Genomic DNA, 24,249 nt, shown 5'->3' on the forward strand with positions numbered 1-24,249 from the left:
ACTTTGACAATCATTTACATTAAGCAGTAGATCTATACCCATGCACCTCAACACCCGCATGTCGCGGCGCCTCACCCTTGCCACATCAGTAGGCCTCTCACTCGCCCTCGTTACGGGTTGCTCGTCCGACAACAAGGACTCCGCCCAGTCCGAAACCACGACCACGACGTCGGCCGCACCAACCGAACAGGCCTCGGCAACACCACGTCTCGCCGTGTCGTACGACGGCGGCGTCCTGGTGCTGGATGCAACTTCCCTCGACGTGGTCGGCGAGACCGAGATCGACGGCTTCACCCGACTCAACCCGGCCGGCGACGGTCGCCACGTCATGATCTCTGCCGGCGAAGCATTCAAGGTGCTCGACACCGGCACGTGGTCTTCGGCTCACGGTGATCATTCTCATTACTACACAGCCGATCCCGCGATGTCCGAGGTCGAGTTCGCAGCCAACGAGCCCGGACACGTCGTACGCCATGCCGGAAAAACCGTTCTCTTCAACGACGGCTCGGGACTCGTCGAGATCTTCGATCCGGCGCAGTTGGCAAAACGCCAACCCCGCGTCGAGACGTACACCACGCCAGAACCCCATCACGGCGTTGCGGTCGCACTTGCCGACGGCAGCCTGTTGACGACCATCGGAAATTCGGAGTCCCGCAACGGCATTGCCATCCTCGATGCCGACCGCAAGGAAATCCTGCGCAACGAACAGTGCCCCGGTGTCCACGGCGAAGCAGTCGCTGCCGGCGAAGCCATCGTGCTGGGCTGCCAGGACGGGTTGCTCGTGTACAAGAACGGAGCGATCACCAAGGTCCAGAGTCCGGATGCATACGGCCGCATCGGAAATCAGGCAGGCTCAGAGGAGTCGGACATCGTCCTGGGTGACTACAAGACTGACAAGGACGCCGAACTCGAACGTCCGCAACGGGTCTCGCTGACCAACACGACCACGTCCGAACTCAAGCTCGTCGACCTCGGCACCAGCTACACCTTCCGCTCACTCGGCCGCGGACCACACGGAGAGGCACTGGTGCTCGGCACCGACGGCGCCATCCACGTCATCGACCCGAACACCGGCGTCGTCACCAAGAAGATCGCCGTCATAGACGCATGGACCGAGCCCACCAAATGGCAAGAGCCCAGGCCCGCGCTCTTCGTAGAAGATCACACCGCTTACGTCACCGACCCAGCGTCGAAGAAGCTGATCGCAGTCGACCTCGAGGACGGCAGCATCCTGACCGAGACCACTCTCGATCACGCCCCCAACGAATTGACCGGTGTCACCGGCTGATTCCCACCCTCGCTTCGGCCCCCATCTCACACCGAGATGGGGGCCGAAGCCGTTCTCGTCCTTCGCCTACTGACCAGGGAATCTCGATACCCAGGCAATCCTCGAGGTGCTACGAGGCGCACCTCAGAGAATCGAAGCCGTTGTCGCCAGCTCTGCTGGAGCTGAGCGATGAGCAGGACCACGATTGACCGCGGCACAAGTCAGCATGGAATAACTCCGTGTGGAGGTTCGTTGGAGATGGTGTCGGTGTTCGGTTCTTTGCCCCGGGTACCACCCCAGAATTGCCACTTCGAGTGGCCACTTGCCGAGAGGCGCAAGACGGGCACCGACGCGCTGGAGCCGCTGGACACCTGCAGGTGTCCGGCGGCTTCGTCGTGTCCGGGGTCGGACCTCGGTCCGTGACGGTCGAGGTCCACGATGTCGACCGCCGAATCTGCAATAACCGAAAACGCGTGGTTTTCCTACCGGAGGGTGGACACTCGATCATGCGCCAAAGCAGCTATGACCGTCCCTCTGCCGACAGGGCACTCCGATGGCTACTGCTGACATGGGGCCTCGGCAACTCTGTGGTGTGGTGGATCCACCTTTCACGGCGAGGCAGTCGCGCAGTCGAGACGTCACCGATACAGCCGGGCCCGTTCGGGGAGGCCAACTGGCTCGATATGGGAGGTTTCCTCGCATACTCCTCGGCCGCAACCTTGTTGATCATCGCGATTTGGTACGTCGCGGCCCGCAGGTGATCCGCACCGATAGTGTCCATGACATGGACGCCCTTTCACAGTCCGAACGGGAGAATTCGCTAGAGACCGACCGACTGCTTCTGCGACCGTTCCGTGTGCCCGATGCCGTTGTCTTGCGGGAGCTCTGGGGTGAGCGCGATCCTCGTGTCCCACCGCATCGTCGGATCGATTCCGATGGTCGACCCTCCATCGGAGACATCGAGGACCAGATTCGCAGTCGCTCACACCAACCCGGTCTACTGGCGGTGGAGCGTAAAGGATCCCATGACGTCATCGGCTACTGCGGCCTGATCGAGACTGAGCACGGACCTGACGGAGAGCCTGAACTGGCATTCGAATTTCTCCGTAGGGCATGGTGTCAGGGATATGCGACTGAGGCCTCATGGGCGGTAATCCAATGGGCGCAGGCATCAGGCTATCGACGTCTGTGGGCCACGGTCCGTGACTGGAACGGCGCTTCTCGCCGTGTGCTGGAAAAACTCGTATTCGTGGCGACCGACCATGCGGAGCCTCACGAAATCCACGGGGACCTGCTGTTCACGACAAAGGCACTGTGACTGCCTCGGCGACACAGGACTCGATGCCGCAATGACGAAGGTGCTGCGACGCGGTGACTCGGAACGCGCGCCGCAGCACGGGGAGTAGCTAGGCCGGGTTTTCGCCGGCAGCGACGTCGAGGATCCACGTCACCCCGAACGCATCGGTGAGCATGCCGAAACCGGGGCTCCACGCCGCGGCGGCAAGACCCTCGATGATCGATGCACCAGCAGAGAGTTTGGCCCAGTAGTTCTGCACCTCTTCGAGGGTTTCACCGCGAACCGAGACGAAGAACGGTTGGTCAGTGATCGTGGTGCCGTTCTCGCGGTGTGTCGAGCCTGCGTTGCCGGCCGAGCCGCCCGACTGTCCAGGGATGTCGTATGCCATCACACAGAAGCCGTCCTCTGTCTCCACCTGGCCGAACACGACGTTCTCAGCGCCGGGCACCTCCTTGGGCATCCCGAAGTCGCCGTAGGTTGCGATCGTGACCTGGCCACCGAAGACGGACTGGTAGAACTCCAGAGCCTCGCGGGCGTCTCCGCGGAAGTTGAGGTGGGTCGTTGTCTTGATGCTCATGTCTGCTCCTGGTACGAACGTCGCTCGGGTTTTCCCTGACAACGTCGACTCTCACAGCCGTATAGGACTGTTTTCGTCCTAGACTCGTCGTAGTCTCACCGCATGGCGACCACCACTCGACTCTTGAATCTGCTGTCCCTTCTGCAGACGAGACGCGACTGGCCGGGCGCTCTACTCGCCGAGCGGCTCGACATCAGCCATCGCACTGTCCGCCGCGATATCGACCGGCTCAGGGAGATGGGTTACCGCATTGCGGCGACCATGGGCCCGGACGGCGGATACCGACTCGACGCCGGCAGCGAGCTGCCACCCCTGCTGTTCGACGACGATCAGGTCATCGCACTGGCAGTTGCGCTGCAGGCGGCGACGCTGACCGGCGTCGGTATCGAAGAGGATGCGGTTCGAGCGTTGACCACTGTGCGGCAAGTGATGCCGTCGCGTCTGCGCCATCGCCTCGACGCGCTCACGTTCACCACGATTTCGGCCGGTTCCGGCGACGCAGACTCCGTGTCCCCAGAGGTGCTCGTAGCGATTTCCGCTGCAGTCCGCGCTCGCGAGGTGTTCCGCTTCGATTACTCGAACGACCACTCAACCGACAACAGCGAAATAACACCCCCGCGCCGAGTGGAGCCGCATCATCTGGTGACCTCCAAGCGTCGCTGGTACCTCGTCGCGTGGGATCTCGCGCGAGACGACTGGCGAATCTTCCGCGCCGATCGCATCACCCCACGCACCCCGAACGGTCCCCGGTTCACGCCGAAGGAAATCCCCGGCGGCGACGTCAGCGAATACGTGTCCGCGCGCTTCAAAGGATCGGAACATATCAACAATTGGCCGTGCCACGGCAAGGTCGTTCTCCATCGACCAGCCAGTTATGTTCTTCCCTTTGTCGGGGACGGCATCGTCGAAGACCTTGGCCCCGAGCAGTGCAGTCTCGAAGCCGGATCATGGTCTTGGACGGCGCTGGCAGCCTCCTTCAACCGATTCGACACCGACATCGATGTCGTCGGCCCGCCAGAACTTACCCACGCTTTCGCGCAACTCGCCGCCCGCAACGCCGCGACTGCTGAGAGTTAGTCAGTCGTCTCGAATGAGATCCAGGTCTCCAACGCAACCGTGCGCCCGCGGGTTCGTGATAGCTTTCAATTCCTCAGAGGACCTGAGGACTTGAAGACCTGAACGAAGGGATGCCCAAGGAGATGAAGAAGGGGCAAGTTGCATTTCTCACCGGCACACACGTCGTGAACGATCTGTACCAGGGGGCTGTGCCTGCGCTGTTGCCGTTCATGATGCTCGAACGCGGATATTCCTATTCCGCGGTCGCCGGAATCACGCTCGCCGCGACCGGACTATCCAGTGTCGTGCAACCTGCATTCGGCATGCTGGTCGATCGAAAGAGCCGAAACTGGCTGGTACCCACAGGTTTTGTGACGGCCGCAGCAGGCATTGTCGTGGCAGCGATGAGCACCACCTACATCGTCACTTGGCTGGCAATTGCCGTGGCCGGCATCGGCATCGCCGCATACCATCCTCCCGCCACAAATTTGGCACGCGCGGCTGGAGGTCATTCACAGAAAGCCATGAGCGTGTTCTCCGTGGGCGGTACGTTGGGCGCCTCGCTGGCGCCACCGTTTGTCACGCTCGTGGTTGGCTCACTCGGTTTGTCCGGCGGCTATCTACTCGCGGTTCCTGCAGCAGTGGCGGCTATTTGGTGGATGGTCGCCCAGTCGCGATCGGTCAACACGGGTGCGGCCGAGTCAGCCCAGTCGTTGAGTGCGCAACTGGCCGCGAACGGTCCCGTGTCAGACGATTGGCGCTCGTTCACACGACTCGTGCTGGTAACGGTCTGTTGGTCAATTCCGTATGTGACCACACTGTCGTTGGTCTCACCGTTCGTGCTCAACGCACTGAACGGATCGTCCTCGAGCGCTGCAATCGTGTTGTCCTCCTTCACATTGGCGGGAGCGGCCGGAACGCTACTGGGAGGAGTCCTCGCGGACCGTCGTGGTCGACGCGCATCCATCCGACTCGGCTACCTGCTTGCGGTACCTTCACTGGCACTGCTCGCTGCCGCCCCGCACGTAGCAGTTGCCGAATTGGGAATCGTCTGTCTCGGATTTGCTATGTTCCTGCCCTTCGCGCCACAGGTGACATTGGCGCAGGACTACCTACCGAATCGCCCCGGCACAGCAAGTGGGGTGACGCTCGGACTCGCGATGTCCGTGGGGGGCATCGCATCTCCGCTGTTCGGCTACCTGGCAGATCACTTCGGACCGCGCATGGCGATCGGGGCGACAACTGCAGCGCTGTTCGTCGGCGCCGTCATCGCATTCACCTTGCGCGATCGACGCCTCGACCCGGAAGACGAGACGGAGCGCGAACTGGACGTCATCGCCCTTCGATAAACCATAAGACGGCCCCGTAGTCTGAAGATTCATCGGAGGACATGAAGTATTACTCGGTGAGCCGCTCCATTGCGGTTCACCGAGTCAGTCAGGAGCAGTCACATGGCAGTGCGCCAGATCAAGCAGCAGTCGCTGGTACAGAAAGCCGCGGACGAACTTGCGCGCCTCATCGGCGACGGCGAGTGGCCGGTCGGGACCAAAATCCCGAACGAACAGGATCTGAGCACACTCCTCGGAGTCGGGCGTTCGACCGGCAGAGAGGCCGTTCGCGCACTGATTGCGTCGGGCCAGCTCTACTCGCATCAAGGGTCCGGCACCTACGTCATGTCCTCGACACCGGTCACAGAACTCGAGCGAGAACTCAAACGCTCGGACCGCCGCGAAGTCTACGAAGTACGCAGACTCCTGGAAGTGGAAGCGGGCCGCCTGGCTGCCATGCGCCGAACTTCGGCCGACGTCGATCTGTTACAGGCAGCACTCGAAGCCCGTGAAAATGCCTCGACACCAACAGAATTTGTCGACGCTGACATGGAACTACATCGCGCCGTGGTGAATGCTGCGCACAACAGCGTGTTGTCGATGGTGTTCGATTCATTCATCGAAACGCTCCGCAACTCGGCCCTGGACGTGATCACCGACGTCGCGGCGCGAGACCCCGAATCGATCGACGACGAAGCCGCTGCCCACCGAGATCTAGTAGAAGCCATCGTCGCGGGTGATGCCGACGCTGCCAGCGCGGCAACGCGCAGGAACATGGACGGGCTCGACTGACCCTCTCTATCGTTGTCAGGCATGACGTCCACATCGCTCCCTCCACGGGGTCTCCGGATCGGTCTGTCCGCCATCGCGTGGCTAAACCTGCTCTCAGCGCTCGTAGGAATGGCGGGCCTGACGATCGGCGGCGGGATGGGCCTGCCTCCTGAGTGGATCGAGGGAACCGTCTTCCCTTCATATTTCTGGCCCGGAATCCTCCTCGGCGTTGTCGTCGGAGGCATCCAGGCCGCCGCGCTCTTCGCTCAGCACAACAGGTTCCGTCTGACGTGGGGCCTGCACGCCGCCGCCGGCCTGACGATGATGACCTGGATCTTCGTCGAGATAGCCATGATCCTGGCCTGGTCGCCGCTGCAGGGCATCTTCTTCACCACCGGACTCGTCCAGACAACCCTCGCCGTCCTTGCACTCGGCGCCTGGCCCCGCCCCTTCCTTCAACGAACCGACAGCCATCACGGTCAGTGACGAATTATATTGGGATAGAAGGTCACTAGGACCGACCTCGATGCTCTCCATCACCCAATCCAGCTCGACCCACGACCAACAACTGAAATCTGTTCAGCCGATGAGGTCTTTCGAGAAGTTCAGCGAGTCGAAAGACCTGTTCGCTACAAGTTCCAATTGCCTCTGTGTTGCACCGTCTCGGGCGCGCTGAGACATGCCTTGGATGACTACGCCGATGAACTCGGCAAGGTCCTCGGGATCGGAGTCAGCGGGCAAGAGTCCGTTGGCGATATCGGCTGCGATCCTCTGCGACAGCAATACCACGTTGGCATTTCGCATGTCGCGCAATCGGTTTGCTATGTGACTGTTGGCGTCGGTCACGCTGACCGCCGCGCTGATGATCAGACAACCACCCGGACAAGACTCGTCGGTGTAATGGGACGCCGCGTCGTTCAAGAGGCGGCGAATCAATTCGGATGCCTCGCGCTCTTCGGCGAACGCCCGGTCCATGAAGTCGCCGCGAGTCGCGTTGTAGTGATCGACGGCGGCAAAGAACACTCCTTCCTTGCCGCCGAAAGCGCTGTAGAGACTCGGTGGATTGATCTGCATCGCAGCAGTCAACATGGCAACGGATGTCCCCTCGTAGCCGTGCTCCCAGAAGGCGTACATCGCCTTGTCCAAGGCCGCGTCTACGTCGAACTTCCGCCCTTGTCCCGGCACCCCGGCCATGCAACCTCCCAATTCCGCAGCATCTACCGATCCAAATGTGATCTATTCTACTCTTGTAGCGATCACTATGCGAATGTCCTACTGTTCTCCTCGAAAGTTCATTTCGTTCACTGAAGTACCGCCGTACTGCTGACACAGCTCGCGAACGCTCTTTCACACCGTCTAGGGGGATCGACATGCGTAGTGCCGCTTCATTCAAACTGGGTCTCAGCCACAGCGCGGCCACCGATTCGACATGGAAGGTCGAAGCGGTCAAACAGGTCGAGTATCACGTGATCGCCGCACGAAATCTGTTCGCCAAGGACAGCACTCGACTACTCGACGGGCGCAGCGCAACTTCGCTACACCGTGGAGACCGACGGTTGATCGTCATCGACGCGAACGTCGACCGAATTCACGGGGATCGAATTCGAGGCTGAGACACAGTCCCCATCACCGACGGTGCAATCTGCTTCTCCAGCAAGGCCGCATTGGCGGCGCCGAGTCGTATCCTCACCCTCTACTTCGCACTACACGGAGTGCGCGTCAATCTCGTCGCGCCGGGGGAAACCGCCACCGCGATGAACGGCATCGATGACGAATCCTCGTATGCGGACATCGATCGCCCCGCTATCCCGTTGGGCGTCCGGCCGGTGTGCACGAAGTCGCAGCAGCCGCGGTGTTCCTCGCCGGATCCGGTTCGAGCTATCTCACGGGGACCACCGTCGACGGCGGGTTGGGTCTGACTGCAGCCGAAGAGAATGCCCGCTACGCCGTCGATCACTCTCCAGTGCAAGGTCTCACGAAAGGAATCGCATGAAAGTCATCGCAATCGAAGCCACCGGCGACCCGAGCGTTCTCACTCTCACCGAGGTCGACGAGCCGACATCCGGCCCCGGAGACGTCACTGTTTCCGTTGCAGCCGCTGCCGTCAACCCTGTCGATCTGAAGACCCGTTCGGGGTTCTTGCCCATCGAGTTGCACTTCCCAGCCGTATTGGGATGGGACGTCTCCGGAACTGTTATCGCAGTCGGATCCGCGGTAACACGCTTCACGCCAGGAGACCGCGTCATCGGAATGATCGCGCAACCGGCACACCGCTACGGAACCTATGCCGAACGCGTCACCGCTGACCAGTCCCTATTCGCACCCGCTCCGTCGAACGTCACCCTCGAGCACGCTGCTGCGATCCCACTCGCGGCGCTCACCGCTGTGCAATGCCTCGACAAACTCGACCTTGCACCAGAATCCACGGTGTTGGTGACCGGTGCTGCCGGCGCGGTAGGCCGAATAGCGTCGGCGCTGCTGCTCTCGCGAGGGCACCGCGTCGACGCCCTCGCTCGCGAGAGCGACGCTGACGAACTCTTGGCCCTCGGCCTCAGTCGGGTCATCGCGAGTCCCGTTGACCTGGCGCACAAGGAATACGACGCCGTCGTCGACACGGCGGGTGTTTCCGAATCCGTCGACAGCGTGCGAGACGACGGCGCCTTCATCTCCATCGACGACAACGAGCAACCCGCACCGCAACGTGGAATCACACCGGCGAAAAGCTATGTCGACGAGGACGGCTCGGGCCTCGAATCATTCGCCGAACTGGTATCGACCGGTTCGGTCACCGTCCCTGTCGCCCGAACATTCCGGTTCGACGAAGCACCCCAAGCCCACGCTCTGCTGGCCGCGGGTGGAACCCGAGGAAAGGTACTGCTGATCCCATGACCGTGACCGCGAACGTCGAAAATGCCTTGTCCACAGTCGGTGTCACCGTTCCCGATGCGAACGTCGAAGGAACGTCCCGGATGGCGATGGTATCCGTCGGCGACTTGAACATCGAGCTGTTCGAGCACCACATCAGCCGACCGGACACCCCTCTCCCTTTTGCCGCCAACGGGGGAAACGTCCTGACGTTCCGCCGCGGTGGCGCCGCCCGACTGATTCCGAGTTCGTCGTGAAGTACGGAATCAATCTCCCCAATTTCGGGCCGCAGATCGACCCCGACGGGATTCTCGCGTGGGCTCGGACAGCGGAAACTGCCGGATTCGACAATGTCCTACTCTCAGATCACGTGGTGTTGACCGACGACGCGAATCGCCGCTCTCCTGCTCCGTTTTACGAGTGCCTGGCCACGCTGTCCTGGCTCGCAGCGGGAACCGAGTCGATTCGTCTGGGCAGCGGCGTGTTGATCGGCAGTCATCGACACCCGGCCCACCTCGCCCACGCGACCGCGACGATCGATCGACTCAGCGGCGGACGGTTAATCGTGGGCATCGGGGTCGGCTGGACTGCACAGGCTTTCGACGTTCTCGGCGTTCCGTTCACACGTCGAGGTCGACTGACGGATACCACTCTCGAAACCTTGATCGCAGCATGGACGTCGGAGACGTACGACGCCCCGGGCTCGGCCGGAACACATCGCGTGCACAACGGACCCCTTCCCTTGCAACAACCGCATCCTCCGTTGTGGATCGGCGGCAACGGACCCGCTGCGATCGACCGAACCAACAGATTGGGCACCGCATGGCACCCATTGCACCCCTCCCGGGACCTATGCATCGCTGGAGTCGCTTCACTCGCCCCCGGGCGTGAGTTCGTCCCCCGCATCTACTTTCTCCCCGCCGGAGAATCTGTCGAATCGCCGGACCGTCCACTCGGGTACGGAACCATCAACCAGATACGTGCCGACATCGAGTTTCTGACCGAGGTGGGTGCACAGACGATTGTTCTCGATACCGATCCTGGCGACCAGCGACTGCGCCGCTCAACCGACCACGATCTCGATCTGATTCGCATTGCCGGCGAAAATCTGGGAATGCGTCGAACAGCCGTTTTATGACTTAGCGGCCCATTGCCGCCGGTCGCCTCCGTGTAACCAAGCTGTGAAAGAGCATTCATGACAACACAACTCACCCATCGCGACATCGTGAGACGGGGTAAGGTGTCGAGCGTCCAAATATTTCACGAACTCGCATTGCTAGTGTTGAGGACGTGTTTGCACAGGGACCCAACGCGCTGACGGTAGAAGGCCAGTCGACGCTTCAACACATAGATTTCACTGTTTTGGATTCTTTTCGATTTCCCGACCGGCAGGGCTTCCCCGATTCTTATCGCGCATTCATCCGGCACGCAGGTTGGGCGCGGACCTTCGGACTCTGGCTCATCTATCCGCCCGTCCTTCCCGGATTTGCCGACGGCTGGCAAGGGCGCGCCCGCAACCTCACCGCTCATCTTCGGTCCGTCTACCGAGAAGGACGGGATGACGAGTTCGATTGGATGATCGAACCCGACGGCGATTGGTCACTCCCTGACTCGCTGCAGGTTTTCGGATGGAGCGAAAACGGTGACGCACTGCTGTGGGACACAGCATCCCGCGGCGCTGACGGAGAGTTTCCGGTTTGGGAATCGCGCTCGTTCAACTCTCTCCACCGTCTCGGCGGGAGCTTCCACGAAGTACTACCGTCCATTCGCACCCGGGCTATGGGCCTGTTCGGACCTCGCACCTCCGACATAGAACCACTCCAGCCCACCCAACTCTGACGCGCGACCCAAATTATCGATAGGCCGCGGACACAGCCACGAATACGACACCTACGACGACGACCAGGGACAGATAACCGAGAACGAGTCCGGCCACTGCCAATCCGCGCCCACTTTCGCCGGAACGGCGAATCTGGTTCAACGACACATGCCCCACTGGAATAGCAAGAACTCCACCGAAGATTCCAAGTACAAGTGCGACGATGGCCAAGGCATTCGTGCCGACCGCTGGTCGCGCTGGATAGCGCGCTGCAAGTTGATCTGCAAGTACCGGAATCCCGTCCGATGTGAAGCCCACTTGTGCAAAAACGGGTTGGCCATCGGCGGTGTAGTCGACCACCCCAGGGAGCGGTGCCGCCACCTGCCTGACAGGCCCGAACGTCGAACGAAGGCTCCTCCCTAACAGCAGCGCCGCGGCCATATACAGCAACAGCCCCGCCACAGATCCGGCTATCCAGGCTCCACGAAACGCCGGCCCGTCGACGTCGAGGATCCTCCCCGCCGCCCTCACACCGGATCCTGCTGCACCGACCGCGATACTCAAATTCACTGCGCCAGGAATAACGGCAAGCATGGCAATGGCACCGACACCAAGCGACAATGCCGGGCCACCGCGTCGCCGCCACGCCAACGAACTCATCAGCGCTGCAAACAAAGTCACAGCGGTGCCCAGAAGCCCAGTCACAAATCCGACAACGACTCCCGTCTCGAAGTCCCCACCTAGATGACGAGCAACCCACTGTGCCCAGGCCCGCGCGAATGGCGGCCCGAGCGTCAGCGAGACAACGACCGTTGCAACCGCAGCGCACGCCACGACACTGATGACCCGCAGAATCCACCCCAGATAACCGGAATGCGAATTATTCTGCGCAACAGTAGTTTCCGAGTCGATCACCAGGATTCCTTCGTTCAGAGTGTGAGAACAGAACGGCTCTAGCTGTCACTCCACACAGAACCGTGGCCGGACCGGCTCACTCATCTGATCAAGTTCTGGCGCCTGTGTCTGTAGTTCGTTCGCACGACCAAACCAGCGATAGCAACGATTACATATTTGTGTTAGCGTCGTTTCCATGGGTTCGAGAGCAAAGATTCTGGCCGCGGCAACCGAGCTGCTCAACACCTCCCCCAACGGCGACATATCCACCCGCGCCGTGTGCGAGATGGCCGGCGTCGGCGCCCCCGCGCTCTACCGTCAGTTCGGCGACAAGGACGGACTGCTCGCAGCCGTCGTCGAGGCAGGTTTCTTCGAATACCTCGAAGGCAAACGGGCTGCGACACCTTCCGATGACCCCGTTGCCGATCTACGGGCCGGCTGGGATGCGCACACCGCCTTCGCGCTCGCGCATCCCGCTCACTACCGCTTGATGCACTCACCTTCCGCCCAGAGCGCCGACACCGCTCTGCAGGCCCAGGCGCTACTTCGATCCGTTCTCGAACGATGCGCTGCGGCAGGTGTTCTGACCGTATCGGTCGACGTGGCTACGCAGATGGTGATGTCCGCCAATGCGGGCGTCGCTCTGATGCTCGTCGTCAGGCCGGAACAGTACCCCGATCCGACGCTGTCACAGCGAGTTCGCGACGGAATCTTCGCGTCCATCATCGACGAATCCGGCGTCCACCCGGAAACCTCACTCAACAGAGTTGCATCTACTCTCGACGCCCAACTGGCCGCCGCAGATTCAACTTCTCTCTCCGCCAACGAAGTCGGCCTACTACGAGAGTGGCTTCGCAAGCTGTCCGATGCAACCGAAACCAGTTCAGGAGTTACATCATGACTGACACCACCACCCGCGTCGCCATCGTCACTGGCGCTTCCGGCGGCATCGGGCGAGCGACTGCCGAGAAGCTCGCCGCCGACGGAATGGCTGTCGCCGTGCACTATTCAGGAAACATTCAACGCGCCCAGGAAACAGCTGACGCCATCGTCGCTGCGGGCGGTCGCGCCATCGCGGTGCATGCGGACGTCGCCGACGAAGGTGAAGTCGCGGCCCTGTTCGATACGGTCGAGGAGGAGTTCGGGGGCATCGACGTCGTCGTCCATGCAGCCGGAATCATGATTCTCTCCACCGTCGCAGAACTGAACTTCGACGATTTCGATCGGATGCATCGGACCAACGTCCGAGGGACCTTCGTGGTCGACCAGCAGGCAGCCAGACGTGTCCGGCGCGGTGGTGCGATCATCAATTTCTCCACCTCCGTGAAGAAGCTGGCGTTTCCGACTTATGCCGCATACGCCGCCACCAAAGGTGCTGTCGACGCGATCACTCTGGTTCTCGCGAAAGAGCTACGGGGACGCGATATCACGGTCAACGCCGTAGCCCCAGGCCCCACGGCCACCGATCTGTTCCTTGACGGGAAAGACGAAGCTACAGTGGAGAACCTGTCCAAGCTGGCTCCCCTGGAACGCCTCGGCACACCGGCGGACATCGCGGAGGCTGTCGCGTTTCTCGCCGGCCCAGCTCGTTGGGTCAATGGCCAGGTCATCTACGTCAACGGCGGCGTGATTTAGCAAAACCATCGTCTAAGGACCACACCTTGGCAATTCCGACAAAACAGTCAAACCAGTCGACTTTGGTTGTAATGTGCAAACAATGGATAACCAGGATCGAGGGTCCGCCCGGACGTCACGACGGCAGTTCATCAGCGTTGCAGGGCTGGCGGCAACCGCGGTCATAACCCTCGCGACCTCCTCGACCGCCGGCGCCGCCGGCCCCACGGCACCCAATCCAGGTTCGCAGGTCGGCGATCCTGCTGAAGCCCAAGCGGTGCAACGCGTCGCAGAGACACTGCTGAACAGCGGCGTTCCCGGCCTTGCCTTCGCTATCGTCAAACCGGATGAGAAGAACCGCAAGGCGAGTGTCACCACTACGTACCACTACGGCCAGGCCGACGTCGAAAACGGCGTGAGAGTCACTCCACGAACGCAATTCGAGATCGCCTCGGAGACCAAGACCTTCACCGCTGCACTACTGGCGAAACTGATCGCTCGGGGAGAAGTCGGATTGGACGACCTGGCGAGCAAGTATTCGGATGGCAACCCGCTGCCGAAAGGCATCGGCGGCGAGGAGATCACGCTTCGCCAACTGGTCACCCACCGTTCCGGTCTGAGCGACGACCCGCCCAATCTTTCGGCGGGGTGTGCCGATCCCACACGATCGTGCACGGACGAGAAGGCGAAGTACACCAGAAATATGCTCTGGAAAGGACTCCAAGACGCCGGCGCCTTGGAGTTCTCCCCCGGTAGCCACTGGCTGTACTCGGACTTCGGGTTCGGACTGCTCGGCACACTCATGGCCGACAAAATCATTCCGGGACAAGAGAAACCACCATTCGCGGCGGCAGTCGCCCGCGAAATCACCGACCCGCTCGGGATGATGGGTACCGTGATCGAGACCAAAGCAACCGACCTTGCCGTTCCGTACCACCTCGACGGCACACGAGCGCCTCTGTGGAACAACACGGGTGCGATCGCAGGCGGGGGTGGGCTGGTCAGCACCGCCGAGGACATGTCGATCTGGGCTGCAACAACTCTCGGCTACGGAAACAACCCGCTCAAACCAGTCCTGACCTCGATGCTCGAGCAGATCGACACGCAAGCTCCGGAGAATCCTGCATTCGGAATGGGAATGGCGTGGCAGCTCCAACCCCCGACGCCGAACTTCCCACAACGGTTCGCCAAGAAAAACGGAGACAGCTCGGGATCCAACTGCATCACCCTGCTGGTTCCCGACAGCGGCTGGTCGATCACGATTCTGGCGAACGGTGGAAATGCGGCGATGATCGACCCTGCAGCCGTGAACCTGATGCATGATCTGGTTCCGAGACGACCCATGTTCGGTAGCTCGACGGGAAGTTCGTCGGGCAGCGACGTCGGCTTCCAGACCGGGTCATTCGGATAGACCCACTTACCTACGGGCGCTACATCTTCGTCGAGCGTGCCATCACGAAGCAGTAGAGCCCGTAGGTGATGATGCCCAATCCGGCAAGGATCAGCAGCGCCACTCCGTACGGCTGCGCGCCCAGTGTCTTGAACGCTCCGTCGAGTCCGGAGGACTTGCCGGGTTCGGAACTGTTGACCGCAAGAAGAACCAGAATGCCGACTGCAGCGATGGCCAAGCCCTTGGCGACGTACCCGACGGTTCCGAGTCGGCGCACGAAGTTGCTGGGTGTGCCTTTCAGATCATCGAGGAAGTTCTGGCTCGCGCCCTTGTACACGTGGTACACACCAACGGCGATGATCGCGATCCCGCCGATCACCAATGCGATAGTTCCAAGCGTGTTCTCCATCAAACGCGCCGTGATCCCCGCACTCTGACCGCTGCTGGACTTCCCGCTACCGCGGGCGAATCCGAATGCAGTGAACGCAAAACCGAAATAGACGAGCGAAATGCCCAGAGCCTTTGCGCGGTTGAAGAACTCTTTCTTCTTGTCGTCAGAGGACGGCGACGACGAGCTTCCCAACGCAGCTTCGGCCAATCTCCACAAGGCCATGGCAAGGAAGGCCACGACGCCGACCCACAGAGCGAAGACACCCCCTGGCTTTCCTGCCAACTCGGCCATCGCACCCGATTGGTCCGCAGACCCGGATCCACCGAGAGCAAGGCGGATCGCGATATATCCGATCAGCAGATGAACCACACCGCTGACGACGAATCCGGCACGGGCAAAGCGCTCGAAGACATTGTTCTGTGCGACGTCAGCCGCCGTGGACGCGACGCTCTTCTGGTCGTGCGGTGACGATTCATTATTCATCATGATCGTCGAACCATATACGGGCAGACGCTTCCCTCGAACGCCTGCATCAAGTGTTTCGAGATCAAGGGTTTCGAGGGTTCTGATCCGGCGTCGACCGCGGTTCTTCGGGGTTGGGAACCTTGGGGTCGATCGTGTCTGCATGATCTCGTTGCTGGTTCAGTTCCTCGCGAGAACTCGTCGCCTCTTTCCGATGCTGCGCTGCATGATGTTGCAGCGCAGACGCTTCCGCCGCTTTGGCGTCGGCCTCTGCCTGCACCATGCGCGCTTTGGCTGCTGTCTCTTCTGCCCGCGCCTCGCGCTCGCCTACTTGCAGTGACTTGTCTGCGACGTCTTCGCGGATCTGTTCTGCCTCGATGTGACGACGCTCGTCACGCCTGTTTCGCGCCACCCACAGGAGTGCGGCCACGATCGCTATCACCACGACCACGGCAACAATTATCCAGATAATGCTGCTGGTACTCATACTGCGAGAGGTACCCACCTGCGACTTTCTCACACGCAGGCAAACAAATACGCTGAAATTACAGGTCGGTCGGATGTGTGTTGGCTCCGCATAGAACCACGCACAGTTCACCGTCGGACGGCGGCGACACCGTTCCGTTCAGAACCGGAGCCAATGCTGCTGCGGTTCCCAACTCCACCAGAATCCGGAACTCCCGCCACAGGAATGCCCGCGCTTGCCGGATCGAATCATCTTCGACCACAACACTGTCTACCGAACTCTCATGCAGTGTCTCCCAGGCGATGGCACCAATTCGTGTAGCCCCCAACGAGTCTCCGGCGATACTGTTTACTTCGATATCCACCGGACGCCCCGCATCGAGCGAGGTGCGCAAGGTGGCAGCCCCGGTCGGCTCGACGGCTACCACGTGATCTTCGGGACGAGCCGCCGCGACGATTCCAGAGACCAATCCGCCGCCGCCGACTGCAACGCAATACGTAATCGGTCCGGATGCGTCGTCTTCGAGCTCGAGAGCGATGGTGCCGGCCCCACTGACGATGTCGGGCAGGTCGTAGGCATGCAGTTCGAGCGCACCGCTGGTGCGTGCGATGTCCGCCGCAGCGGCAGCAGCGAGTGCATACCGGTCGCCTACCTTGTGAACGGTTGCACCCAACTCTCCGAGAGCCTTCACCTTGGCATCAGGCGCTGTCTCCGGTACCACCACTGTGCAGGTGAGTCCTCGTCGCCGCGCTGCCCACGCGGCCCCGATTGCAGCGTTGCCGCCAGACGCGATCACCACGCCGGCATCGGGCATGGTGCCGTCGGCGACCGCTCGTTCCACTGCATTGAGACTGCCGCGCACTTTGAAGGAACCACCGTGCTGGAGGTACTCGAGCTTGAACAGAACCGGTACCTCGCCGTGTGGCGTCGGCAGTGCAGTTCGAAAGATCGGGGTATGCCGCGCCAACCCTGCGATACGAGTCCGCGCAGCTTCGACGTCCGAGCGCTCGATTGCCAGCGGACCTGCGTTGTTGTCGGCGGTGAGAGTCATGCACCAACCCTACGGTTCGCAATGTCGACACGAAGCAGTCGGTCCACCGTTATCAAGATGTCTGTTTTTCACCAAGAACTGCCCGCATCTGACCGAGACATCGGCATTCCAGGTGGATAAATTTACTACTACAAGCACAACGACGACATCGAGGAAAGGCACACGCCATGTCGAAGATCGCAGTATTCGGTGGAAACGGTTTTGCAGGAAGCGCAATCGCGAAGGAAGCCACTTCACGCGGCCACGAGGTGACCGTCGTCGCCCGCAGTGTGCAGTCCGGAACCGAGGCGAATGTCGTGCAGGGTTCCGTTCACGACAACACGATCGTGGAGCAGGTCACGGCGGACAACGACGTCGTTGTCGTTGCCATCCCCGCCCGCGAGATCGACGGCAAGCGCCTGCTCGACGCCGTCACTCCCCTCGCAGATGCCGCCGCACGCAACGGTGCTCGCATTGCCGTAGTCGGTGGCGCCGGCAGCCTGTTGGTCTCCGAGGGTGGGCCACGCGTCGTCGACACCCCCGACTTCCCGGACGCATACAAGGGTGAGGCACTCGCTCACGCCGACGTCCTCGATGCGCTCCGCGCGACCGACAGCAATGTCGACTGGTTCTACGTGAGCCCGGCCGCAGCGTTCGGTGCCCATGCCGGCGTCGCCCCGAAGGGATCGTTCCAGTTGGGTCGCGACATTCTCCTGACGGACGCCGAGGGCAACTCCGCCATCGCGGGCGAAGACTACGCCCATGCTTTTGTCGACGAGATCGAAACTCCGGCCCACCGTCGCCAGCGTTTCACCGTCGCACACTGAACATGAGCAACCTCCGTAGGCGCGCAGCCTGGATCACTGTTCCCGCTGCCGCCGCACTCCTGCTCACCGCGTGCTCCAACGACGCGGAATCCGCAACGCCCAGCAGTTCTACGACGTCCACGAGCGTTGTTGCCGAACAGGGCGATCAACTCGAATCCAACAAGACCGTCGTCACGGACTTCTACGAACTGGCGTTCAACGGCCGTCAGGTACAGCAAGCCGCCGACCGGTACCTTGGCGACGTCTACATCCAACACAACCCCACCGCCGCCGATGGGGCAGCCGGATTTGTCAGCGGCATAGGCGGTTACGTCGAGGCCACACCCGGATTGCATGCCGAGATCACTCGCGTTTTCGCCGAAGGCGATCTGGTTGCCCTCCAGTCCCACACCACGTCTGCACCCGGCGACCGCGGCCAGGCGGTATTCGACATCTTCCGCGTCGACAACGGCAAGATCGTCGAACACTGGGATGCCATTCAAGACGTGCCGGAAACGTCCGCGAATCCGAACACGATGTTCGACGGACCCACCTCGTCGCCGTCCAAGTCGTCAGAAGTCTTGGAGCGCAACACGGCCAACGCGTTGACGTTCCTGCAGCTCGCCTTCAACGAAGGCAAAGCCGCCGAGGCTGCCGACCAGCTGGTCGGTCCGACCTACACCCAGCACAACCCCTCGTTCGCTGACGGCAAGGACGCATTTGTCACCGCACTGGCCGGGATCGAACCCGTTACCGGAGACAAGGCCACCAAGTTTCCACGGACGGTAGCCGAGGGCGACTTCGTCTTTGTTCAGACCTTCGCTTCGTCCGGTGAGGGAACGGCCGGCAGCGGCTCGATGGACATCTTCCGATTCGACGAGAACGGCAAAATCGTCGAGCATTGGGACGCCGTCCAGGACTACCCGTCGACGACTGCAAGCGGCAACACCGTGTGGGACGACGGTCGCTGAGACGACAACTCCGAACAGTTCAGAGAGGGATGCGGATCAGCCGACGTTGATTCGTTCTGTGTCGCCGTCGTAGTAGTCCAACAATCTCTGATCCATCACCCGGCGCCACAGCGGTGGAATCCACGCGATCACGATCATCACTGCGTAGCCGGCCGGAAGTTGCGGCGCTTCGGCCGCGCTACGCAGACTTTGGTACCGCAGCTTCGGGTTGGCGTGGTGATCGCTGTGCCGCTGCAGTTGGTAGAGAAACAGATTGCTCACGACGTGATCGCTGTTCCAACTGTCAGCGGGGCTGCAGCGAACGTACGAGCCGTCGGCACGCTTGCCACGCAGCAGGCCGTAATGCTCGAGGTAGTTCGCGGCTTCGAGGAAGGTGAATCCGGCAACTGCCTGCAGCAGGAGCCAGGGCGCGACCTCCCAACCGAAGATACCGATCAGCGTCGCGAAGAGGACAACACTCATCGCCCAAGCGTTGAGAATATTGTTCTCGAAGCTCCAGGTTCGTTTGCCTTTCCTCTGGAGTCGAGCGCTCTCGATGCGCCATGCCGAACGCAGCCCGCCGAACACACTTCGTGGCAAGAACCTCCAGAAGCTCTCACCGAACCGTGAGCTGGCCGGGTCCTGCGGAGTAGCTACACGCACATGGTGGCCGAAATTGTGTTCCACGTAGAAGTGCCCGTACAGAGATTGCGCAAGCGCCACTTTCGCGAGCCACTGTTCGATCTTCTCGCTCTTGTGGCCGAGCTCGTGGGCCGCGTTGATACCGACGCCGGCGACGACGCCCACCGTGAACGACATCGCGATCTTCTCCGCGATTCCCATCGGAGCGTTGATCCAGCACCAGCAGGCGAAGACCAGACCGGCGTATTGCAAGGGGAGGAACGCGTAAGTGCACCAGCGGTAGTAGCGGTCCTTCTGCAGTCGTGGGATCGCATCGTCCGGCGGACTTTCGCCGTCTTCACCGGCCAGCATGTCGATGATCGGGATGACGATGACCAGTAGCCACGCGCCGGTCGCCCAGAACAATCCGAGACGAAGGTTGTCGACGAGAAACCAGGAGATGAACGGGCTGAGTGGAATCAGCAATCCGAGCGGCCACAGGTACCTCTTGCGGTCGCGCCAGCGCGGATTTTCGCCGGACGGCGAGTCGGTGTTCTGGACAGCGTTCGATTCGGTACGCCGTGCGTCGGAAGTCGCTGTCATTCGCCGATCTCGCCTTTCGTCCCCTCGAACGATTCGCCCCACGCACCGTTCACGCTCAGCAAACCAGAACTAATGTCCGGACGGGTATGGTCCCGAAATCCAGAGCGCCCTGCTCGAAAGACGGCACGAGCGCTTGTACTCACCAAAAACTCCCCCGCACATCACTGCTCACCCCGACAGTAGATACGGACAAAATACCCCACGGATCTGCGGGGATGGCGACCACCTCCGCACGTCGCCGAGGATCGATGATCCCTGCCAAGGCAAGGTTGAACCGCGTCGCCCTCGTCGAAGTAACGGTAACCGGCAGTGACAGAAATCATAAGCAGAGGACAGGATTTCCGCTCGTAGTGGCGACCAAAAAGACTGCGCGCCCTCAACTGGTCAGTTGCGGGCACGCAGTGAAAAGGTGAGCAAGCGTCAGAGCGTTGCAAACACCTTCGTTTTCACTTCGTTCAGCCAACCGTTCGCGGTCACGAAGTCTGTGACGCTCGACTGCAATCCGAAGACGTGCCCGGCCTGCGCCGCCGGCAGCCTCGTGAAGAGGTTGTCGTCGAGGACCGCCTGAACCGCCGCACTGGTCGACCCGTCCGCGTTCAGCGGATACAGCACGACCGTTACGCCGTTCAGGATGTCGGCCAACTGCTCCATCGGATAGGACGCGTATCCGGCATCGGTGTAATTGGTCGGAACACCGGGCCCGTACGCCAATCCGAGTTCGTTGACCACCAAATTGCCGATCGCACCGGTGGGCTGCTGAACCGAGAAAGCGCCGGGCGCGTCTCCGAGTGAAATGTGAATCCACTTGTTGGTCGCGATCACGTCGGCGTACTCGCCACGGACACGTTCGAGATTCTCTTCGTAAGCAGTCCGCGTCGACTCGAGCACGTCGGTCTTGCCAATTGCCTCAGCAAGCTCGGTGGTGATCTTCTTCCAGTCGCCTCGGCTCTCTCCCTTGACGATGACGGTGGGTGCAATGCCGGACAGACGGTCGAACGCCGCTTGGTCCACCTCGTCGGCGTCGCCGACAATGATGTCGGGATCCGCCGCAGCGATCGCTTCGAAGTTCATTTCCCCGAAAGGCCCGATGGTCGGGAGCCCGTCGACGAAGGCCTGCTGCTCCGGCGTGAATTCACTGATCCACTTGCCGTAGTCCTGCACAGCAGCCGGTTTCACTCCGAGGGACATGAGCTGCCAAGGAGTGTCGTACGACGCGGCGACGACGCGCTCAGGTGAAACCGGCACCTCAATGTCCCCGTACGCCGACGCGACGGTCCGGACGTCCGTCTGCTCGGAGTCGGCCGACGACGAGGAACAGCCGGTCACCACCATCGCACCTACGACGGCAACCGCCGCCGCTGCGATGACTCTGGAACCGAAAGAAAATGATCGAATTGCGCGCACGCAGAACTCCTACAGGGTGATTGTTTAGCCAACCCTAATTTCATTCTGCGGCACGGCACAAGTCCGATCGAGGCGCTTAGAGTCGCTGTTCGGACTAGTCCTGTAGCCAATCGGTCATTGGCGCGCGCGGATGATCGATCAGGCTTGCAAACTCCCCCGGTGTCACGCCCATCGTTCGACGAAAAGCCGCACCGAACGCGCTTTCGGAACGAAAACCCGTCTTCCGCGCCACAAACGAGATGCTTCGACCGAGTGCCAGAAGTTGCATCGCGTGATGAGCCCGCAATCGCATACGCCATTCCGAGAAGGTCAATCCGGTCTCGGCCGGAAACCTTCGTGTGAGAGTCCTCGTACTGACCTTCGCGTCGGTGGCCCACTCCTCGACCGATCGGGTGTCGGCCGGGCTGGCGACCAACTGATCTGCGATCTGCCGAAGCCACGGCGTCGTCGGCAGCGGTACATCGAAAATCAGTCGCGGAACGGGTTCGACGAGGTCGATGGCAAACGCCTCGGCTCGTCGACGAGCCGCGTCGGTCAGGTCGTCTCGGGTGAGGTGATCGAGTACTTGTTCGAGCAGCGGAGGAGTGGACAAGGCCACCACACGATCCAACCCGGTCACATCGGATGCCACCAACCACGTGCACGACAATTCTGTGCCGCTGCGCGCCGTCACCTCGTGGGGAACAAAGGACGGGATCCACAGACTGACTCCGCTCGGCACCGTGTACACAGTCTCCGGAGTACGGACCTCGAGAACACCGTCGATCGCCCACAGCAATTCGTGATCGCTGTGGCGGTGCATCTCCCACGTGAAGTCGGAATCGACGGCCAGCCGATTGGTCGCCAACCGCAAGTACCCGTCGGCACTGACGCGCAGCGGTCGAACGACGCGTTGCCACTCGGACAGTTCGTCGAGCGGACTGCTGATCGGGTAGTCGATCTGCTCGCTCACCGCAGCGTCGACAGTTCGGGATGTCCGAACAGGCCAGGCAACCCACCGGTGTGCAGGAAGACCGTTTTTGATCCCGCCGTGATGGCTTCGTCCTTCATGAGTTGGATCAATCCCGCAAAGGCTCGGCCGGTGTACGTCGGGTCGAGGAAGATGCCCTCAGTACGAGCCAAACATCGGATCGCGCCGGCTGATGCTTCCGTGAGCGTCGAATATCCTTGTCCAACTTGGTTTCGCAGGATCTGAAGATCTGCGGCTCGCGCGGTCGGACCAGGCATATCGTCCAACAACCCAGCGACAGTCGACACCGGGTCGGCAACAGCCCCGACGTCGACGCCCACAACTCTGTCGACGCCCAGATGCGCGACAAGGCCTGCCATCGTTCCACCCGATCCGAGTGCAACCACGACGCGATCGACGCCGGCGAGTTGCTGTTCGATCTCGCGTGCGCAGTCCACGTATCCCTGCGCAGCCACCGCGCTGGTACCACCGAAGGGAATGACAAAAGGTACACCGCCCGAGTCCGCGACGGCCTGCACCGCGGCGTCGAGCGCGGATGCCGTGTCCGCACCGGCCCAGACGATCTCAGCGCCCGCGAGTGCATCCAGAACGAGATTTCCCTGCGCGGATTCCGGCTCGGCACCACCGAGCACCAGCACACAACGCAATCCCAAACGGGCTGCTGCCGACGCAGTCAAGCGAGCGTGATTGCTTTGCGGTGCACCGGTAGTGATCAGAGTCGTCGCGCCGACGGCCAAAGCCTGAGCGCAGGTGTACTGCAGCTTTCGGATCTTGTTGCCGCCGCCGCCCAGGCCAGTGACGTCGTCACGTTTGATCCACAGATCTTCCGGCCCCAATCCGAGTGCCTGCGCGCAACGCGCCAGAGGTTCGACGGGCGTCGGCCAACTGCCCAAGCTGATCGGCGGAACGGCGGAACTCAACATTTGACGAGTCTAGTTCGACCGTGCACCTACAGGCTGGGCTCGCATACAGTCGGGACATGGGAACTTTCACGACGACCACACGTGATGTACCGCTGACCGTCAGCCGACCGGATTCGCCGAGTGAACCGAGACATGCGGTAGTAGTTCTCCAAGAAGCGTGGGGCGTGAACCAACACATCGAGAGCATCCTCGAACGCCTCGCCGATGCCGGCTACCTTGCCGTCGCCCCGCATCTCTACCACCGCGGCGCACAGACCTCCTTCACCGACTTCCCGTCCGCGAAGGATGCGCTCATGGCACTCGACAGCACAAGCATCGGCCACGACGTACGTGCCGCCGTCGACTACAGCCGATCCGAGGGAGCAGACAAAGTCGGCTCCCTCGGATTCTGCATGGGCGGCACCGCATCCCTGTGGTGTGCCGCCGTACCCCTCGTCGATTCCGCTGTCACGTACTACGGTGGCGGCGTTGCAGAAGCCCGATGGGATGGGATTGCCGCAGGCACCGAACTTGCAGCGCAACTGCAGGTCCCGTGGCTCGGTCACTACGGCGACCTCGATCCGAGTATCCCGCCGGAGAGCGTCGAGCAATTGCGCGCAACCGCGTCCGATCTCGCCCGGGTGTACCGCTATGCCGACGCCGGCCACGCGTTCAACAACGACACTTCGGCCAGCCACTACGCCCCGGATTCTGCTGCCCTCGCCTGGACCCGCACTATGGAGTTTTTCAACGAAACCCTGTGATT

At 61.5% G+C, this 24,249-nt stretch carries 28 protein-coding genes and 1 pseudogene; 19 read left to right on the forward strand and 10 right to left on the reverse strand.

Annotated elements, in window-relative coordinates; translation table 11 throughout:
• Window positions 1–40: 40 nt before the first annotated feature.
• A complete protein-coding gene (gene aztD, locus A0W34_RS26220; RefSeq protein WP_007729787.1) occupies window positions 41–1,288 on the forward strand; it encodes a zinc metallochaperone AztD in 1,248 nt (415 codons plus the stop codon).
• Between the two features lie 763 nt (window positions 1,289–2,051).
• Window positions 2,052–2,585: a GNAT family N-acetyltransferase gene (locus tag A0W34_RS26230; RefSeq protein WP_007729791.1), complete on the forward strand. Its 534-nt coding sequence runs from the start codon at window positions 2,052–2,054 to the stop codon at window positions 2,583–2,585.
• Between the two features lie 88 nt (window positions 2,586–2,673).
• On the opposite strand, the gene A0W34_RS26235 is transcribed toward A0W34_RS26230, so the two are convergent.
• Window positions 2,674–3,141 (reverse strand): VOC family protein, encoded by a 468-nt coding sequence (locus A0W34_RS26235; protein WP_063315587.1) that lies wholly within the window; start codon window positions 3,139–3,141, stop codon window positions 2,674–2,676.
• A gap of 102 nt (window positions 3,142–3,243) precedes the next feature.
• Between A0W34_RS26235 and A0W34_RS26240 the strand changes: the two genes are divergently transcribed.
• The 4 genes from A0W34_RS26240 (at window position 3,244) to A0W34_RS26255 (ending at window position 6,782) form a co-directional block, all read left to right on the forward strand.
• Window positions 3,244–4,218, forward strand: coding sequence for a helix-turn-helix transcriptional regulator (locus A0W34_RS26240; protein ID WP_063315586.1), 975 nt, complete (start codon window positions 3,244–3,246; stop codon window positions 4,216–4,218).
• Window positions 4,219–4,340: 122 nt separating this feature from the next.
• A complete protein-coding gene (locus tag A0W34_RS26245) occupies window positions 4,341–5,546 on the forward strand; it encodes an MFS transporter (protein ID WP_063316023.1) in 1,206 nt (401 codons plus the stop codon).
• Window positions 5,547–5,648: 102 nt separating this feature from the next.
• Entirely contained in the window at window positions 5,649–6,317 is a 669-nt protein-coding gene (locus tag A0W34_RS26250) for a FadR/GntR family transcriptional regulator (RefSeq protein WP_003939850.1), read from the forward strand.
• Between the two features lie 21 nt (window positions 6,318–6,338).
• Window positions 6,339–6,782 carry a hypothetical protein gene (locus A0W34_RS26255; RefSeq protein WP_232329933.1) on the forward strand — a complete coding sequence of 148 codons (444 nt, stop codon included), beginning with the start codon at window positions 6,339–6,341 and terminating at the stop codon, window positions 6,780–6,782.
• A gap of 93 nt (window positions 6,783–6,875) precedes the next feature.
• Here A0W34_RS26255 and A0W34_RS26260 read toward each other — a convergent pair whose 3' ends face one another.
• Window positions 6,876–7,490, reverse strand: a complete 615-nt coding sequence (locus A0W34_RS26260) for a TetR/AcrR family transcriptional regulator (protein WP_063315585.1) — start codon at window positions 7,488–7,490, stop codon at window positions 6,876–6,878.
• Window positions 7,491–7,666: 176 nt separating this feature from the next.
• Here A0W34_RS26260 and A0W34_RS26265 point away from each other — a divergent pair, with 176 nt between their 5' ends.
• The 7 genes and pseudogenes from A0W34_RS26265 (at window position 7,667) to A0W34_RS26290 (ending at window position 11,000) form a co-directional block, all read left to right on the forward strand.
• Window positions 7,667–7,909, forward strand: coding sequence for a hypothetical protein (locus A0W34_RS26265; RefSeq protein ID WP_063315584.1), 243 nt, complete (start codon window positions 7,667–7,669; stop codon window positions 7,907–7,909).
• Between the two features lie 51 nt (window positions 7,910–7,960).
• A pseudogene (locus A0W34_RS33485) lies at window positions 7,961–8,053 on the forward strand (SDR family oxidoreductase); the annotation flags it as partial.
• 71 nt (window positions 8,054–8,124) lie between these two features.
• Window positions 8,125–8,289 carry a hypothetical protein gene (locus A0W34_RS33490; protein ID WP_232330069.1) on the forward strand — a complete coding sequence of 55 codons (165 nt, stop codon included), beginning with the start codon at window positions 8,125–8,127 and terminating at the stop codon, window positions 8,287–8,289.
• Complete coding sequence (locus A0W34_RS26275; protein WP_063315583.1) at window positions 8,286–9,185, forward strand: NADP-dependent oxidoreductase; 900 nt, start codon at window positions 8,286–8,288, stop codon at window positions 9,183–9,185. Before A0W34_RS33490 ends, A0W34_RS26275 begins: the two co-directional genes overlap by 4 nt.
• Window positions 9,182–9,418, forward strand: a complete 237-nt coding sequence (locus tag A0W34_RS26280; RefSeq protein ID WP_063315582.1) for a hypothetical protein — start codon at window positions 9,182–9,184, stop codon at window positions 9,416–9,418. Before A0W34_RS26275 ends, A0W34_RS26280 begins: the two co-directional genes overlap by 4 nt.
• A complete protein-coding gene (locus A0W34_RS26285; RefSeq protein ID WP_063315581.1) occupies window positions 9,415–10,299 on the forward strand; it encodes a TIGR03619 family F420-dependent LLM class oxidoreductase in 885 nt (294 codons plus the stop codon). Before A0W34_RS26280 ends, A0W34_RS26285 begins: the two co-directional genes overlap by 4 nt.
• Window positions 10,300–10,451: 152 nt before the next feature.
• On the forward strand, window positions 10,452–11,000 hold the full coding sequence (locus A0W34_RS26290; protein WP_232329934.1) for an SMI1/KNR4 family protein: 549 nt from the start codon (window positions 10,452–10,454) through the stop codon (window positions 10,998–11,000).
• Between the two features lie 13 nt (window positions 11,001–11,013).
• Here A0W34_RS26290 and A0W34_RS26295 read toward each other — a convergent pair whose 3' ends face one another.
• Window positions 11,014–11,895 carry a DUF4190 domain-containing protein gene (locus A0W34_RS26295; protein WP_081558525.1) on the reverse strand — a complete coding sequence of 294 codons (882 nt, stop codon included), beginning with the start codon at window positions 11,893–11,895 and terminating at the stop codon, window positions 11,014–11,016.
• A gap of 175 nt (window positions 11,896–12,070) precedes the next feature.
• Here A0W34_RS26295 and A0W34_RS26300 point away from each other — a divergent pair, with 175 nt between their 5' ends.
• From A0W34_RS26300 to A0W34_RS26310, 3 genes are all read left to right on the forward strand, one after another.
• Window positions 12,071–12,775, forward strand: a complete 705-nt coding sequence (locus A0W34_RS26300) for a TetR/AcrR family transcriptional regulator (protein ID WP_054782167.1) — start codon at window positions 12,071–12,073, stop codon at window positions 12,773–12,775.
• Entirely contained in the window at window positions 12,772–13,509 is a 738-nt protein-coding gene (locus A0W34_RS26305; RefSeq protein WP_081558526.1) for an SDR family oxidoreductase, read from the forward strand. The genes A0W34_RS26300 and A0W34_RS26305 overlap by 4 nt, the downstream gene beginning before the upstream one ends.
• 82 nt (window positions 13,510–13,591) lie before the next feature.
• Window positions 13,592–14,899, forward strand: coding sequence for a serine hydrolase domain-containing protein (locus A0W34_RS26310; RefSeq protein WP_081558527.1), 1,308 nt, complete (start codon window positions 13,592–13,594; stop codon window positions 14,897–14,899).
• A 19-nt stretch (window positions 14,900–14,918) separates the two neighbouring features.
• Here A0W34_RS26310 and A0W34_RS26315 read toward each other — a convergent pair whose 3' ends face one another.
• The 3 genes from A0W34_RS26315 to A0W34_RS26325 all read right to left on the reverse strand — a co-directional run bounded on the left by A0W34_RS26315 (window position 14,919) and on the right by A0W34_RS26325 (window position 17,248).
• Complete coding sequence (locus A0W34_RS26315) at window positions 14,919–15,755, reverse strand: DUF1206 domain-containing protein (RefSeq protein WP_081558528.1); 837 nt, start codon at window positions 15,753–15,755, stop codon at window positions 14,919–14,921.
• A 61-nt stretch (window positions 15,756–15,816) separates the two neighbouring features.
• On the reverse strand, window positions 15,817–16,218 hold the full coding sequence (locus tag A0W34_RS26320) for a hypothetical protein (protein ID WP_020971062.1): 402 nt from the start codon (window positions 16,216–16,218) through the stop codon (window positions 15,817–15,819).
• Between the two features lie 58 nt (window positions 16,219–16,276).
• Window positions 16,277–17,248, reverse strand: coding sequence for a serine/threonine dehydratase (locus A0W34_RS26325; RefSeq protein ID WP_054782166.1), 972 nt, complete (start codon window positions 17,246–17,248; stop codon window positions 16,277–16,279).
• A gap of 167 nt (window positions 17,249–17,415) precedes the next feature.
• On the opposite strand from A0W34_RS26325, the gene A0W34_RS26330 reads away from it, so the two are divergent.
• Both A0W34_RS26330 and A0W34_RS26335 read left to right on the forward strand, forming a co-directional pair.
• A complete protein-coding gene (locus A0W34_RS26330; RefSeq protein ID WP_081558529.1) occupies window positions 17,416–18,054 on the forward strand; it encodes an NAD(P)-dependent oxidoreductase in 639 nt (212 codons plus the stop codon).
• 2 nt (window positions 18,055–18,056) lie between these two features.
• On the forward strand, window positions 18,057–19,004 hold the full coding sequence (locus tag A0W34_RS26335) for a nuclear transport factor 2 family protein (protein WP_003943020.1): 948 nt from the start codon (window positions 18,057–18,059) through the stop codon (window positions 19,002–19,004).
• A gap of 36 nt (window positions 19,005–19,040) precedes the next feature.
• On the opposite strand, the gene A0W34_RS26340 is transcribed toward A0W34_RS26335, so the two are convergent.
• The 4 genes from A0W34_RS26340 to A0W34_RS26355 form a co-directional block, all read right to left on the reverse strand.
• The gene (locus A0W34_RS26340) at window positions 19,041–20,207 is read right to left on the reverse strand and encodes an alkane 1-monooxygenase (protein ID WP_030536015.1); all 1,167 of its coding nucleotides are present in this window, start codon (window positions 20,205–20,207) and stop codon (window positions 19,041–19,043) included.
• Window positions 20,208–20,627: 420 nt separating this feature from the next.
• A complete protein-coding gene (locus A0W34_RS26345) occupies window positions 20,628–21,611 on the reverse strand; it encodes an ABC transporter substrate-binding protein (RefSeq protein ID WP_030536016.1) in 984 nt (327 codons plus the stop codon).
• Between the two features lie 94 nt (window positions 21,612–21,705).
• The gene (locus tag A0W34_RS26350; RefSeq protein WP_054782041.1) at window positions 21,706–22,563 is read right to left on the reverse strand and encodes a helix-turn-helix transcriptional regulator; all 858 of its coding nucleotides are present in this window, start codon (window positions 22,561–22,563) and stop codon (window positions 21,706–21,708) included.
• The gene (locus tag A0W34_RS26355; RefSeq protein ID WP_081558530.1) at window positions 22,560–23,504 is read right to left on the reverse strand and encodes a D-cysteine desulfhydrase family protein; all 945 of its coding nucleotides are present in this window, start codon (window positions 23,502–23,504) and stop codon (window positions 22,560–22,562) included. Before A0W34_RS26355 ends, A0W34_RS26350 begins: the two co-directional genes overlap by 4 nt.
• A 56-nt stretch (window positions 23,505–23,560) precedes the next feature.
• Between A0W34_RS26355 and A0W34_RS26360 the strand changes: the two genes are divergently transcribed.
• A complete protein-coding gene (locus A0W34_RS26360; RefSeq protein ID WP_081558531.1) occupies window positions 23,561–24,247 on the forward strand; it encodes a dienelactone hydrolase family protein in 687 nt (228 codons plus the stop codon).
• The last annotated feature ends 2 nt before the right edge of the window (window positions 24,248–24,249 follow it).

Origin of the sequence: Rhodococcus sp. BH4 (assembly GCF_002079265.1) — a bacterium.
In the GTDB taxonomy this organism is placed as follows: domain Bacteria; phylum Actinomycetota; class Actinomycetes; order Mycobacteriales; family Mycobacteriaceae; genus Rhodococcus_F; species Rhodococcus_F qingshengii.

What these genes read in the sequence shown, in the direction of transcription:
- aztD (WP_007729787.1), top strand. Translation starts at nt 41, where the DNA reads ATGCACCTCAACACCCGCATGTCGCGGCGCCTCACCCTTGCCACATCA.
- A0W34_RS26230 (WP_007729791.1), top strand. Translation starts at nt 2,052, where the DNA reads ATGGACGCCCTTTCACAGTCCGAACGGGAGAATTCGCTAGAGACCGAC.
- A0W34_RS26235 (WP_063315587.1), bottom strand. Translation starts at nt 3,141, where the DNA reads ATGAGCATCAAGACAACGACCCACCTCAACTTCCGCGGAGACGCCCGC.
- A0W34_RS26240 (WP_063315586.1), top strand. Translation starts at nt 3,244, where the DNA reads ATGGCGACCACCACTCGACTCTTGAATCTGCTGTCCCTTCTGCAGACG.
- A0W34_RS26245 (WP_063316023.1), top strand. Translation starts at nt 4,341, where the DNA reads ATGAAGAAGGGGCAAGTTGCATTTCTCACCGGCACACACGTCGTGAAC.
- A0W34_RS26250 (WP_003939850.1), top strand. Translation starts at nt 5,649, where the DNA reads ATGGCAGTGCGCCAGATCAAGCAGCAGTCGCTGGTACAGAAAGCCGCG.
- A0W34_RS26255 (WP_232329933.1), top strand. Translation starts at nt 6,339, where the DNA reads ATGACGTCCACATCGCTCCCTCCACGGGGTCTCCGGATCGGTCTGTCC.
- A0W34_RS26260 (WP_063315585.1), bottom strand. Translation starts at nt 7,490, where the DNA reads ATGGCCGGGGTGCCGGGACAAGGGCGGAAGTTCGACGTAGACGCGGCC.
- A0W34_RS26265 (WP_063315584.1), top strand. Translation starts at nt 7,667, where the DNA reads ATGCGTAGTGCCGCTTCATTCAAACTGGGTCTCAGCCACAGCGCGGCC.
- A0W34_RS26275 (WP_063315583.1), top strand. Translation starts at nt 8,286, where the DNA reads ATGAAAGTCATCGCAATCGAAGCCACCGGCGACCCGAGCGTTCTCACT.
- A0W34_RS26280 (WP_063315582.1), top strand. Translation starts at nt 9,182, where the DNA reads ATGACCGTGACCGCGAACGTCGAAAATGCCTTGTCCACAGTCGGTGTC.
- A0W34_RS26300 (WP_054782167.1), top strand. Translation starts at nt 12,071, where the DNA reads ATGGGTTCGAGAGCAAAGATTCTGGCCGCGGCAACCGAGCTGCTCAAC.
- A0W34_RS26305 (WP_081558526.1), top strand. Translation starts at nt 12,772, where the DNA reads ATGACTGACACCACCACCCGCGTCGCCATCGTCACTGGCGCTTCCGGC.
- A0W34_RS26310 (WP_081558527.1), top strand. Translation starts at nt 13,592, where the DNA reads ATGGATAACCAGGATCGAGGGTCCGCCCGGACGTCACGACGGCAGTTC.
- A0W34_RS26315 (WP_081558528.1), bottom strand. Translation starts at nt 15,755, where the DNA reads ATGATGAATAATGAATCGTCACCGCACGACCAGAAGAGCGTCGCGTCC.
- A0W34_RS26320 (WP_020971062.1), bottom strand. Translation starts at nt 16,218, where the DNA reads ATGAGTACCAGCAGCATTATCTGGATAATTGTTGCCGTGGTCGTGGTG.
- A0W34_RS26325 (WP_054782166.1), bottom strand. Translation starts at nt 17,248, where the DNA reads ATGACTCTCACCGCCGACAACAACGCAGGTCCGCTGGCAATCGAGCGC.
- A0W34_RS26330 (WP_081558529.1), top strand. Translation starts at nt 17,416, where the DNA reads ATGTCGAAGATCGCAGTATTCGGTGGAAACGGTTTTGCAGGAAGCGCA.
- A0W34_RS26335 (WP_003943020.1), top strand. Translation starts at nt 18,057, where the DNA reads ATGAGCAACCTCCGTAGGCGCGCAGCCTGGATCACTGTTCCCGCTGCC.
- A0W34_RS26340 (WP_030536015.1), bottom strand. Translation starts at nt 20,207, where the DNA reads ATGACAGCGACTTCCGACGCACGGCGTACCGAATCGAACGCTGTCCAG.
- A0W34_RS26355 (WP_081558530.1), bottom strand. Translation starts at nt 23,504, where the DNA reads ATGTTGAGTTCCGCCGTTCCGCCGATCAGCTTGGGCAGTTGGCCGACG.
- A0W34_RS26360 (WP_081558531.1), top strand. Translation starts at nt 23,561, where the DNA reads ATGGGAACTTTCACGACGACCACACGTGATGTACCGCTGACCGTCAGC.